Source organism: Pseudomonas sp. Root562, assembly GCF_001427125.1.
Lineage (GTDB): Bacteria > Pseudomonadota > Gammaproteobacteria > Pseudomonadales > Pseudomonadaceae > Aquipseudomonas.
Window position 1 is genome coordinate 149,549 of sequence record NZ_LMGK01000006.1, and the last position, 11,826, is coordinate 161,374.

Below are 11,826 nucleotides of genomic sequence, written 5' to 3' on the forward strand. Positions count from 1 at the left end.
CAGAGTGTAGCTGGCGGTGAAGGAGGGCACCGATGCCCATCGGTCTCAAGTGGCTCAATGTGTTGCCTGCGGAAAGAGCGGCCCTGGCCCTGGGTTTTGCTTTTCATTTTTGCGTGCTCGCCAGCTATTACCTGGTGCGACCGTTGCGCGATGCGCTTGGGCTGGAGGGTGGCGCCGATCAATTGCAGTGGCTGTTCACCGCCACGTTTGCGGTGATGCTGCTGATGGTGCCGGTGTTCGGCGCGCTGGCGTCGCGTCTGCCGGCCACGCGCTTCGTGCCGCTGATCTACCGCGTCATTGCCGCCTCGATGCTGGTGTTCGGCCTGCTGATCGCTAACCACGTCGCGCCAGTGACGGTCGGGCGGGTGTTTTTTGTCTGGATCAGTATCTACAACCTGTTCATCGTCTCGATTTTCTGGAGTGTGCTGGTCGACCGCTTCTCCAGCGAGCAGGGCCGGCGACTGTTCGGTTGCATCGCCGCCGGTGGCACCCTCGGCACGTTTATCGGGCCGCTGCTCGCGGCGACCATGGCCACCCGGCTTGGCCCGGTGGCATTGACCGTTGCGGCGGCACTGTTGCTGGAGATCGCCGTGCATTGCTATCGAGGGCTGCTGGCGCGCACGCAGTCGCAATCGGGCAAGCCGTTACTCGACGAACGGCGCCTGGGTGGCAGCATGCTCGCCGGCATCACGCTGATCCTGCGGTCCCCGTACCTGTTGGGGCTGGTGCTGTTCATGCTGCTGCACACCAGCGCGGCGACGCTGTTGTATTTCGAGCAGGGACGGATTGTCGCTGGCAGCTACGCTGATACAGGCAGCCGGACGCAATTCTTCGCCATTGTCGATTTGATCGTGTCGGCACTGACCCTGACGTTGCAACTGCTGCTGACCGCACCCTTGATCCGCCTGGTGGGGATCGGCGGTGCGCTGCTGGCAATGCCGTTGGCGACCATCGTGGCCTTTGCCGCCATGGCAATGGCACCGGTACCGGCCACCGTGGCACTGGCCCAAGGCTTGCGCCGTGCTGTGGAGTTCGCCCTCGTGCGACCGGCGCGGGAGGTATTGTGGACAGTGGTCAGCCGCGAAGAGAAGTACAAGGCCAAGAATGTTATCGAGACCCTGGTCTATCGCGGCGGCGATGCCGCCAGTGGCTGGTTGTCCGCCGGTTTGACGGCGTTGGGCGCAGGATTTGGCCTGGTGGCGCTGGTCATCGTGCCATTTGCCGGGATGTGGGGCGGGTTATGTCTGTGGCTGGCTCGGCGCCAGGCGCAACAAGTCGAAACCTGATTGGCGGGCGAGGGACGATTTATGAGCCATCCTGTGGGGTACACCCGTAGAAAAATTCTTACGCTGGCTGCCGGTGTTTCGGCGGTCTTCACGTTCGGTCCGACCGGCGCACAAACTTCGCCGTCGACGGGAACAGGAGGCAAGAACATGCAGACCCGCGTCATTCCTTCCAGCAAAGAGTCGTTGCCCATTGTCGGCCTGGGCACCTATCGCGGTTTTGACGTGTCCCCGGACGATGCCGCCTACAAGCAACTGCCTGCGGTGCTTCGCGCATTGTTCGAGAAGGGCGGGACGGTGATCGACAGCTCGCCGATGTACGGCCGTGCCGAACAGACCACCGGTGAACTGTTGTCCATCCACGAGCCCCGCTCACCAGCGTTTCTGGCAACCAAGGTCTGGACCCGGGGCCGCGAAGAGGGCATCGCGCAGATGGAGCAGTCGTTCAAGTTGTTGCAGACCGATCGTATCGATCTGATGCAGATCCACAACCTGCTCGACTGGCAAACCCATCTGCCAACATTGCGCCGATGGAAGGAAGAGGGGCGCATTCGTTACATCGGTATCACCCATTACACCGCATCGGCGTATGAGGAAGTGGAAGCGGTGCTCAAGGCCGAGCCGCTGGATTTCTTGCAGATCAACTATGCGCTGGATGATCGCGGTGTCGAAAAACGCATCCTGCCGCTGTGTCGCGAGCGCGGTGTAGCGGTGATTTGCAACCGGCCGTTCGGCGGCGGTGGCTTGTTGGGGCGACTCAAGGACAAACCGCTACCGGGCTGGGCGGCTCAAGTCGGGGTCAAGAGCTGGCCGCAACTGGCGCTCAAGTTTTTGTTGTCGCATTCGGCGGTGACCTGCGTCATTCCCGGCACCGGTAACCCGCGCTACATGGCTGAAAACGCCGGTGCCGGTTTCGGGCCGATGCTCACCGATGCGCAACGGCATCAATTGATCGCCATGGTGGATTGACGAGGGCTCGCTCGATCAGCAGCAGGCACGTTCCTGACTACACTGAGTGAAGCATTCGGATTTAACCTCCCTTGAACACGACGGCTCGCCTGCGGGCCGTAAGGCCGTGCCTATGCAAGACAACCGCGAACAGCTGCGTACACGCGTGCTCGATCCTGTCGATCGGGTCACGGAAGTGATTTTTGGCTTGCTGATGGCCATGACTTTCACCGGCACTATCAGTGTTGCGACCGCCAATCAGGAAGAGGAGCGCACCATGATGATTGCCGCGCTCGGCTGCAACCTGGCCTGGGGGTTGGCGGACGCGGTGATGTATCTGTTGCGCACGGTGATCGAACGCACGCGCAACCGCACACTGTTTGCCGGTTTGCGCGCGGGCGCGGACGCGAGCACCGGCCAGGCACTGATTGCCGATGCGTTGCCACCGCGTATCGCCACGGCGGCCGGCACCGAAGGCCTGGAAGTGTTGCGCCAGCGCCTGGTCGCATCGCCGGCCACGCCGAATTATCCAGTCCTGAGGCTGGAGGATTTCAAGGGGGCGCTGGGTGTTTTCCTGTTGGTGGTGCTCGCGACGTTTCCGCTGGTGGTGCCGTTCCTGCTGCTTGAGCAAACGGGGCTGGCGGTGCGTTTGTCCAACCTGATCGGGCTGGTAGTGCTGTTCGTGGCTGGCTGGTTGCTGGCGCGATACGCCGGAGCCAAACCCTGGCAGGGCGCGGTGGCGATGGCGGTTGTCGGTGCAGCGCTGATCACGGCAATCATCGCGCTGGGTGGCTGAGCGTGGGCTTGCAGCCTGTCATCATTCGTCTCCTATACTCAGTCGCGTTGACTGGCTCGACAGCCATGCACGAATGCTGTTGCGCGTGCTCTGACAGCATCCCTGAAACTCACTTTAAGGAGATCGATCATGACCATTCGCATTGGCGATGAAGCACCGGATTTCACCGCCGACACCACCGAAGGCCCTATCAATTTTCACCAGTGGATTGGTGATGGCTGGGCCATTCTGTTTTCCCATCCCAAGGATTTCACACCGGTCTGCACCACTGAACTGGGCTATCTGGCCAAGCTCAAGCCCGAGTTCGACAAGCGCAACACCAAGATCCTCGGCCTGAGCATCGACCCGGTCAGTGATCACAACAAGTGGGTCGGTGACATTGAAGAAACCCAGGGCAACGCCGTCAATTATCCGTTGATCGGCGACGAAAACCTGGTGGTGGCCAAGCTCTATGACATGATCCATCCGAACGCCAGCGGCGGTTCGCGCACCGCTGTGGACAACGCCACCGTGCGCTCGGTGTTCCTGGTCGGGCCGGACAAGAAGGTCAAGGCCATGCTGATCTACCCGATGAGTGCCGGGCGTAACTTCGATGAAGTGCTGCGCCTGCTCGACTCGCTGCAACTCAATGCCAAGCACACCGTGGCTACGCCGGTGAACTGGCGTCCGGGTGAGGACGTGATCATTCCGACGTCGGTGTCCGATGAGGACGCGAAGAAGAAGTATCCGGATGGGTTCAAGACTTTGAAGCCTTATCTGCGCACCGTGGCGCAGCCCAAGTAATCAGCGGCAGTGACACCGCCATCGCGAGCAGGCTCGCTCCCACATTCGATCACCTGTGGGAGCGAGCCTGCTCGCGATAGGGCCGGTCCTGCCGGCCTGTCAAACCAGATACTTGCGAAACCACTCCAGCGTCCGATCCCACGCCAGTTTCGCCGCCGCTTCGTCATAACGCGGTGTGGAGTCGTTGTGGAAACCGTGATTGGCGCCCGGGTAGATATACGCTTCATACGTCTTGCCGTTGGCCTTCAGTGCCTGCTCATAAGCCGGCCAGCCTTCATTGATTCGCGTATCCAGTTCGCCAAAGTGCAGCATCACCGGCGCCCTGATCCGCGGCACATCCTTGGCATCGGGTTGGCGGCCATAAAACGAAACGGCGGCGCCCAGTTCCGGGTAAGCCACCGCCGCCGCATTGGTCACGCCACCGCCGTAACAGAACCCGGTGATGCCGACTTTGCCGTTGCCGGCATCATGTTTCATCATCCATTCCACAGCCGCAAAAAAGTCGTTCATGAGCTTTTGCGGGTCGACCTTTTCCTGTAGCGCGCGACCCTTGTCGTCATTGCCCGGATAGCCACCCACCGAACTCAGGCCATCCGGAGCGAGGGCGATGAAACCGGCCTTGGCCACACGCCGGGCGACGTCTTCAATGTACGGGTTGAGCCCACGGTTTTCATGCACGACCACTACACCCGCGACCTTGCCGGTGGCTTTGGCCGGGCGCACCAGATAACCACGTACCTGCCCGTGACCCTTGGGCGACGGGTAGGTGATGTATTCAGCGATGATGTCCGGGTCGGTGAACTCGACTTGCTCGGCGAGCGCGTAATTCGGGCTCAGGGACGCGAGCAGCGCACTGGCAGTCAAACCACCGAGGGTGAACAGCGCGGCGCGGTCGAGAAATTCGCGGCGGTTGATCAGGCCATGGGCGTAAAAGTCGTAGAGTTCCAGCAACTGCGGGGCAAAGTCTTTCGCGGTGAGGCGGGTCATCGGTGTGCTTCCTCTTCGGCGGGTTGGACACTACCCCCGTAGGAGCGAGCCTGCTCGCGATGGCGGTGTATCAGGCAAACGGATGTTGGATGTGCCGCCGTCATCGCGGGCAAGCCCGCTCCCACAGGGATCTGCGGGGGTTGTTAAATGTGCATCGCGATCACTTCAAACACTGCGCCCCGGCTTTCGCCACTTGCGCATCCTGCTCGGCCTTGACGCCCGACACGCCCACCGCGCCGATCACCTGGCCGTCGACGATAATCGGCACGCCGCCCTCCAGCGATGTCAGCAGTGGCGCCGATAGAAAAGCCGTGCGGCCGCCGTTGACCATCTCTTCATAGCCCTTCGATTCCCGCCGACCCAGCGCCGAAGTGCGGGCCTTTTCCGTGGCAATGTAGGCGCTGATGGGCGAAGCGCCGTCGAGGCGTTCGAGCGCCAAGGGATGGCCGCCGTCATCGACCACCACGATGGTCACCGGCCACTGGTTGGCCTGGGCTTCGGTCCGCGCCGCCGTCAGGATCTGGCTGACTTCGGCCTGGCTCAGGATGGCTTTGCTGTTCATGGGCAATCTCCGGGGCGTTATTGGGACAGGGCGGCTTCGACCAGTTCGATCCAGTGCCGGACCGGTGTACGGCCCGCGCCATCGAGGTGCGACTGGCAGCCGATATTGGCCGTGGCGATGACTTCGGGGTAGCCGCTTTCCAGGGCATTCATCTTGTTGTCGCGCAGTTGTCGGGCCAGTTCCGGCTGGGTCAGCGAATAGGTGCCCGCCGAGCCACAGCATAGATGACCGTCGGGCACGGTCGTCAGATTGAAGCCCAGGCGTATCAACACCGACTCCACTGCGCCACCGAGTTTCTGCGCGTGCTGCAACGTGCAAGGGCAATGAAACGCCACGCGTCGGGCGTTATGAATGCCGAGTTGTTCCAGTGGCTCGTTACGCAGTACTTCGACCAGGTCCTTGGCCAGAGCACTGACGGTTTTGGCCTTGTCGGCGTAGGCCGGGTCGCGTTCGAGCAAATGCCCGTAATCCTTGATAAATGCACCGCACCCACTGGCCGTTTGCACGATGGCTTCGGCGCCGCTTTCAATGCTGGGCCACCAGGCGTCGATGTTGTGCCGGGCACGGTCCAGTCCGGTCGCCTGGGCGTCGAGATGATAATCCACGGCACCGCAACAACCGGCTTCGCGGGCCGGCATGACACTGATGCCCAACCGATCGAGCACCCGCGCAGCGGCGACGTTGGTATTGGGTGACAGCCCCGGTTGTACGCAACCTTCGAGCATCAACACCTGCCTGGCGTGGCGGGTGGTGGGGCGTTTTTTGGTTGCCGGTGAACTGCGCGGCAATTTGCTTTGCAATGTGCCAGGCAGCAGCGCACGGAACATCTGGCCGCTGTTGACCAGGCCCTTGAACAGGTCCGCATGCGGCACCAGCGTGCGCAGCCCTTCGCGTAACAGGCGCTGACCAATCGGGCGCGGCACTGCCGCATCGACCACCGCCCGGCCGATGTCCAGCAGGTTGTGATAGTCGACGCCGGACGGGCAGGTGGTTTCGCAGTTACGGCACGACAGGCAACGGTCCAGATGTTGCTGGGTTTTCTGCGTGACCTCGTTGCCCTCGAGCACTTGCTTGATCAGGTAAATGCGCCCGCGCGGGCCATCCAGTTCATCGCCGAGCAACTGATAGGTAGGGCAAGTGGCATTGCAGAAGCCGCAGTGCACACAGGTGCGCAGGATGCTGTCGGCTTCTTCGGCGCGGGGCAGTTGGCGAGCATTTTCACTCAGGGTGGTCTGCATGGTTCAAAGCTCCGCGTACAGACGTCCGGGGTTGAAAATGCCCCGGGGATCGAGTTGCTGCTTGAGGTTGCGGTGATAGCGCATCAGCCCGTCGGGCAGTGGCTGGAACGGAGTGTCGGTGAGGCCGTGGCTGTAGCAGGTCACGTGGCCGCCGACTTCCTCGACGACCTGGCGAATGAATGCTGCCTGGGCGTCGGACTTGAGCCAGCGCTGGGCGCCGCCCCAGTCGATGAGCTGCTTGCCGGGCAGCGACAGGCGCGGCGTGTTGTTGGGCAAGGACAGCCGCCACAACGGTTGGTCCTCGTCGAAGAAACTCAAGCGCTGTTCATTGAGATCCGCCCAGTACGCCGCCTCAAGCAGCTCACCGCCCAAACGGTCATGGGCCGCCGCCACCGAGCCTTCACCGCCCTCGAGCCGCAGCTGCAAGCGTTCGCCGTCGTGACACGCGGCACTTATTGGCAATGGTTGCTGGCCCCATTCTGCCAGGCGCAACAGCGCGCGCTCAGCGCTCATTTCAAGACTGATGCTCAAGGCTTGGCGGGGTTTGGGCAAAACCTTGAGCGAGACTTCAGTGATCAAGCCCAGGGTTCCGTAGCTACCGGCCATCAGCCGCGACAGGTCGTAGCCGGCGACGTTCTTCATCACTTCGCCACCGAAACGCAAATGCTTTCCCTGGCCGGTGATCACCCGTATGCCGAGGACGAAATCGCGTACCGAGCCGGACCAGGGCCGACGCGGCCCCGACAACCCGCAGGCAATCATGCCGCCAACGGTGGCGCCATCGCCAAAGGCTGGCGGTTCACAGGGCAGCATCTGCTGGGCGGCGTCCAGCACTTGCTTGAGTTCGGCCAATGGCGTACCGCAGCGCACGGTGATCACCAGTTCAGTCGGGTCGTAACTGACGATGCCGCGATGTGATCGGGTGTCGAGTATTTCGCCGGCCGTCATGCGCCCGAGAAACGCTTTGCTGTTGGCGCCCTGGATGCGCAACGGCGTGGCGTTTTCCAATGCCTCGTTGACCTGCTCCAGCAGCAGCGCGCTGTCGTCCAAATCGGCTTTTGCGTACATCAGAAACGCTCCAGGTCAGGGAACGGCAGTTTTCCGGCATGCACGTGCATTGCGCCAAATTCGGCGCAGCGGTGCAGGGTCGGGATGTTCTTGCCGGGGTTGAGCAAGCCACCGGGGTCGAACGCGGCCTTGATCGCGTGAAACAGGGTCAGCTCATCGCTGTTGAACTGTGCGCACATCTGATTGATCTTTTCGCGCCCGACACCGTGTTCACCGGTGATGCTGCCGCCGACCTTCACGCACAGCTCCAGAATCTTGCCGCCCAGGGTTTCGGCACGCTCCAGTTCACCGGGCTGATTGGCATCGAACAGAATCAGCGGGTGCATGTTGCCGTCGCCGGCGTGGAACACATTGGCGACGCGCAAACCATATTCCGCCGACAGCTCGGCAATGGCCTTGAGCACGCCGGGCAATTCGCGGCGCGGGATGGTGCCGTCCATGCAGTAATAATCCGGTGACAGGCGACCCACCGCCGGAAAGGCGTTTTTCCGACCGGCCCAGAACCGCACCCGTTCGGCTTCGTCTTTGGCCAGGCGCACTTCGGTGGCGCCAGCCTGTTCCAACACCTGGCGCACGCGGTCGCAGTCGTCATGCACATCGGCTTCAACGCCGTCGAGTTCGCACAGCAAAATGGCTTCGGCCTCAACCGGATACCCGGCGTGGATGAAGTCTTCAGCGGCGCGGATAGCCAGGTTATCCATCATCTCCAGGCCACCGGGAATGATCCCGGCAGCGATGATATCGCCGACGGCGCGGCCGGCTTTTTCCACGGAATCGAATGCCGCCAGCAGTACCTTGGCGGACTGCGGCTTGGGCAACAACTTGACCGTGACTTCGGTGATGACCCCGAGCATGCCTTCGGAACCGGTGAACAGTGCGAGCAGATCCAAACCCGGTGAGTCTAGGGCGTCGGAGCCCAGCGTCAGGTGTTCGCCATCGACGGTGAGGATGTCCACCTTGAGCAGGTTGTGCACGGTCAGCCCGTATTTCAAGCAATGCACGCCACCGGCATTTTCCGCGACATTGCCGCCGATGGAACAGGCGATTTGCGAGGAGGGATCGGGGGCGTAATACAAGCCATAAGGTGCGGCGGCCTGGGAAATCGCCAGGTTACGCACGCCCGGCTGAACCCGCGCAGTGCGGGCTGCGGCGTCGATATGCAGGATCTGATTGAAGCGCGCCATCACCAGTAGCACGCCTTTTTCCAGCGGCAATGCGCCGCCCGATAAACCGGTCCCGGCACCCCGAGCCACCACTGGCACCCGGCGCTCATGGCACAGGCGCAATATCCCTTGAACCTGTGCGATTTCACGCGGCAGCACCACCAGCATCGGCGTGGTGCGGTAGGCGGAAAGCCCATCGCACTCGTACGGCTTGAGTTCTTCCTGCTGGTGCAGGATTTCCAGGTCGGGCATCTGCGTTTGCAGGGCCTGCAGCAGTGCGTTTTTGTCGACGTCGGGCAGGGTGCCGTCAACGCGTTCATCGTAAAGAATGTTCATCGGCGCTCGACACTCGGTTTGTTGTTCTGGGATTGCTTGCCTTGGGTTTGTCCCTATCTTTTCGTCCCTGGTAAAGCGCTTTTCATTCAATAAGTTTTGCCCTGAAACGCAGATACGCAAGTACCACCGCAATCCCGGCCCCTGTAGGAGCGAGCCTGCTCGCGATGTACTCCAGAACTGCCCTTCGAAGAAAAAGCCCGGAAGGCGAACCTCCCGGGCAAGGGCTTGAGCTTCAGCGCAGTGAAACCTCGGTCTGTCGGTTCAATTTCCGCCCACCACCATACTGCTGAATGGCGCCACATACGCTTGCAACGTCACCAAACCGCCGACCAGGATCGCCAGAATGATCGAGTGGAAGAACACGTATCGCAGGATTTCCCCTTCATGGCCGTACCATCGGGTAGCGGTGGAGGCGACAACAATCGACTGCGCATCGACCATCTTGCCCATCACCCCACCGGAACTGTTGGCCGCTGCCATCAACACCGGGCTCAGGCCCAGTTGCTCGGCGGTGACCCGTTGCAAGCCGCCGAACAGCACGTTGGACGCGGTGTCCGAGCCCGTCAGCGCCACGCCGAGCCAGCCGAGTAATGTGCCGAACATCGGATAGAAGATTCCCGTCGCGGCAAAGGCCAGGCCCATGGTGGCATCCAGCCCGGAGTAACGGGTGAGGAAACCCAGGGCAAGCATCGCCGTGATGGTGATCAACGAATAGCGCACCACCCACAGGGTTCGCAGGTATTGGTGGATCAATTGCGGGATGGAATAGCCCATCAGCAATCCACCGACAATCGCTGCCAGCAGGATCCCGCTGCCGGTGGAGGTGAACCAGGTGAATTTGTAGACCGCCTCTTCGACTTTAGGCGCTGGCACCACCGGTGGCACTTTTTCGATTTGCTGGTGGATGGTGGTGAAGGTCAGGACCGGGGCGAACACCGGGTTGGCTTCGCGCATCGGCTTGCCCTGCGGGTCGAGCTTGGCCGAATTGGTGGCCGGATCAATCGCCGGGCGGGTGTCGAACATGTTCTTGAAGCCCTGGGTGCCCCAGGCGAATACGAATACCGTGAGGATGATCCACGGCATCCACGCGCGCATTACAGCCTTTTTCGATTCGCTGGAAAACGCCGCGCTCGGCTCGATTTTCGACTCATATTCGGCGTCGATCTTCGAGTTATCGACTCGGCCGGTGAGGGCGGCGGACGTGTGCACGGTGGCCGGTTTCCAGACTTTCAGGAAACCGGTCAGGCAGGCCATGGAAATCAATGCGGCGATCACGTCCACCAGCATCGGCCCGTGATAGTTGGAAACAAGAAATTGCGGAATGGCAAAACTGACCCCGGTGACCACGATGGCCGGCCAGATTTCCAGCATCTTGCGCCACCCGGCAAAGGCCCAGATCAACCAGAACGGTACGATCACCGAGAAGAACGGCAATTGCCGCCCGACCATCATCGACAGCTCCATTTCATCCAGCCCGGTGACTTTGGCCAGAGTGATGATTGGCGTGCCCAACGCGCCGAATGCCACCGGCGCGGTGTTGGCGATCAGCGCCAGGCCCGAAGCCGCCAGCGGCGAAAAGCCCAGGCCGATCAGAATCGCGCCGGTCACCGCCACCGGCGTACCGAAACCGGCCGCGCCCTCGAAGAAAGCGCCGAAGCAGAAGGCGATCAGCAGCAATTGCAGGCGCCGGTCGTCGGTGATCCGCGCCAGGGAATCCTGCAGCACTTTGAACGAGCCGTTCTCGGTGGTGAGGCGGTGCAGGAAGATGATGTTCAACACGATCCAGCCAATCGGCAGCAAGCCGTTGGCCGCGCCGTAGAGTGCTGCAGACCCCGCCATGTTGGCCGGCATGCCGAATGCGAAAATCGCGATCACCAGCGCCGAGGCCAGGGCGAGCAGTGCCGCCAGGTGGGCCTTGACATGGAAAAATGCGAGGGCTGCCAGCATCACCACCACCGGCACGGCGGCCATGACGGTGGAGAGTACCGGGTTATTGAACGGATCGTAGATTTGCTGCCAAACCATGTTCCACCTCTGCTTTTTATTGTTGGATGCGCAGACCCCGGAGGGGCGGTGGCTTGTAGTATAGGTGGCATTTCGCCGCTGTCAGGTTGAGTGTTCAGAGTCGCGAATCAGCGCGATTGCGGTGCTGAGCTAGGATTGGCAGTAAGGTCGAAAATCCTGCGACGGGAGGAAAATTGCAATGACTGAGCGCCATCTGGACCACAAGGAGACGCTGTCGAACGGATGCAGCATTCGGGTCAAAGCCGAGATTTTGAAGGACGGTTCGCTGGGGATGTTCATCGGCGTCTATCGGCCGGACGGCACGCCGATCGACGAAAATCACGACCCGAAACCGCACATGCTGGACATGGAAGCGGCGATGGATTGGGGTATCGATATCGCCAAGGGTATCGGCAACAGTCAGCGAACGTTGTAGGGATTGGTTTTGGAACAGCGGTGACGCCATCGCTGGCAAGCCAGCTCCCACAGGGATTGCTGAGATTTTGTGGGAGCTGGCTTGCCGGCGATGCGTTTCTTAGTGCCTGAACATCACATGCCGAACGACGGTGTAATCCTCGAGCCCATACATCGACATGTCCTTGCCATAGCCAGACAATTTCTGCCCGCCATGGGGCATTTCGCTGACCAGCATGAAGTG

11 protein-coding genes are annotated in these 11,826 nt (G+C 61.4%); 5 read left to right on the forward strand and 6 right to left on the reverse strand.

What is annotated here, in order from left to right; genetic code table 11:
- Positions 1 to 32: 32 nt before the first annotated feature.
- The 4 genes from ASD60_RS07595 (at position 33) to ASD60_RS07610 (ending at position 3,810) form a co-directional block, all read left to right on the forward strand.
- Positions 33 to 1,286 carry an NTP/NDP exchange transporter gene (locus tag ASD60_RS07595; RefSeq protein ID WP_056853414.1) on the forward strand — a complete coding sequence of 418 codons (1,254 nt, stop codon included), beginning with the start codon at positions 33 to 35 and terminating at the stop codon, positions 1,284 to 1,286.
- A gap of 21 nt (positions 1,287 to 1,307) precedes the next feature.
- Positions 1,308 to 2,252, forward strand: a complete 945-nt coding sequence (locus ASD60_RS07600) for an aldo/keto reductase (RefSeq protein WP_082557544.1) — start codon at positions 1,308 to 1,310, stop codon at positions 2,250 to 2,252.
- 112 nt (positions 2,253 to 2,364) lie between these two features.
- On the forward strand, positions 2,365 to 3,027 hold the full coding sequence (locus ASD60_RS07605; protein WP_056853416.1) for a hypothetical protein: 663 nt from the start codon (positions 2,365 to 2,367) through the stop codon (positions 3,025 to 3,027).
- Between the two features lie 129 nt (positions 3,028 to 3,156).
- On the forward strand, positions 3,157 to 3,810 hold the full coding sequence (locus tag ASD60_RS07610; protein ID WP_056853417.1) for a peroxiredoxin: 654 nt from the start codon (positions 3,157 to 3,159) through the stop codon (positions 3,808 to 3,810).
- Between the two features lie 99 nt (positions 3,811 to 3,909).
- On the opposite strand, the gene yghX is transcribed toward ASD60_RS07610, so the two are convergent.
- The 6 genes from yghX to ASD60_RS07640 all read right to left on the reverse strand — a co-directional run bounded on the left by yghX (position 3,910) and on the right by ASD60_RS07640 (position 11,189).
- The gene (gene yghX, locus ASD60_RS07615) at positions 3,910 to 4,797 is read right to left on the reverse strand and encodes a YghX family hydrolase (RefSeq protein WP_056853418.1); all 888 of its coding nucleotides are present in this window, start codon (positions 4,795 to 4,797) and stop codon (positions 3,910 to 3,912) included.
- A gap of 160 nt (positions 4,798 to 4,957) precedes the next feature.
- Entirely contained in the window at positions 4,958 to 5,359 is a 402-nt protein-coding gene (locus tag ASD60_RS07620; RefSeq protein WP_056853419.1) for a heme-binding protein, read from the reverse strand.
- Between the two features lie 17 nt (positions 5,360 to 5,376).
- Positions 5,377 to 6,597: a glycolate oxidase subunit GlcF gene (gene glcF, locus ASD60_RS07625; RefSeq protein WP_056853420.1), complete on the reverse strand. Its 1,221-nt coding sequence runs from the start codon at positions 6,595 to 6,597 to the stop codon at positions 5,377 to 5,379.
- A 3-nt stretch (positions 6,598 to 6,600) separates the two neighbouring features.
- Positions 6,601 to 7,665 (reverse strand): glycolate oxidase subunit GlcE, encoded by a 1,065-nt coding sequence (gene glcE / locus ASD60_RS07630; protein WP_056853421.1) that lies wholly within the window; start codon positions 7,663 to 7,665, stop codon positions 6,601 to 6,603.
- Positions 7,665 to 9,164, reverse strand: coding sequence for a glycolate oxidase subunit GlcD (gene glcD / locus ASD60_RS07635; RefSeq protein WP_056853422.1), 1,500 nt, complete (start codon positions 9,162 to 9,164; stop codon positions 7,665 to 7,667). Before glcD ends, glcE begins: the two co-directional genes overlap by 1 nt.
- A 261-nt stretch (positions 9,165 to 9,425) precedes the next feature.
- On the reverse strand, positions 9,426 to 11,189 hold the full coding sequence (locus tag ASD60_RS07640) for an L-lactate permease (protein WP_056853423.1): 1,764 nt from the start codon (positions 11,187 to 11,189) through the stop codon (positions 9,426 to 9,428).
- Positions 11,190 to 11,367: 178 nt separating this feature from the next.
- Between ASD60_RS07640 and ASD60_RS07645 the strand changes: the two genes are divergently transcribed.
- Positions 11,368 to 11,604, forward strand: a complete 237-nt coding sequence (locus tag ASD60_RS07645; protein WP_056853424.1) for a hypothetical protein — start codon at positions 11,368 to 11,370, stop codon at positions 11,602 to 11,604.
- Positions 11,605 to 11,826 lie beyond the last annotated feature (222 nt).

Excerpts from the sequence above, each read along its gene's own strand:
- ASD60_RS07595 (WP_056853414.1), top strand. The coding sequence starts at position 33 with ATGCCCATCGGTCTCAAGTGGCTCAATGTGTTGCCTGCGGAAAGAGCG.
- ASD60_RS07600 (WP_082557544.1), top strand. The coding sequence starts at position 1,308 with ATGAGCCATCCTGTGGGGTACACCCGTAGAAAAATTCTTACGCTGGCT.
- ASD60_RS07605 (WP_056853416.1), top strand. The coding sequence starts at position 2,365 with ATGCAAGACAACCGCGAACAGCTGCGTACACGCGTGCTCGATCCTGTC.
- ASD60_RS07610 (WP_056853417.1), top strand. The coding sequence starts at position 3,157 with ATGACCATTCGCATTGGCGATGAAGCACCGGATTTCACCGCCGACACC.
- yghX (WP_056853418.1), bottom strand. The coding sequence starts at position 4,797 with ATGACCCGCCTCACCGCGAAAGACTTTGCCCCGCAGTTGCTGGAACTC.
- ASD60_RS07620 (WP_056853419.1), bottom strand. The coding sequence starts at position 5,359 with ATGAACAGCAAAGCCATCCTGAGCCAGGCCGAAGTCAGCCAGATCCTG.
- glcF (WP_056853420.1), bottom strand. The coding sequence starts at position 6,597 with ATGCAGACCACCCTGAGTGAAAATGCTCGCCAACTGCCCCGCGCCGAA.
- glcE (WP_056853421.1), bottom strand. The coding sequence starts at position 7,665 with ATGTACGCAAAAGCCGATTTGGACGACAGCGCGCTGCTGCTGGAGCAG.
- glcD (WP_056853422.1), bottom strand. The coding sequence starts at position 9,164 with ATGAACATTCTTTACGATGAACGCGTTGACGGCACCCTGCCCGACGTC.
- ASD60_RS07640 (WP_056853423.1), bottom strand. The coding sequence starts at position 11,189 with ATGGTTTGGCAGCAAATCTACGATCCGTTCAATAACCCGGTACTCTCC.
- ASD60_RS07645 (WP_056853424.1), top strand. The coding sequence starts at position 11,368 with ATGACTGAGCGCCATCTGGACCACAAGGAGACGCTGTCGAACGGATGC.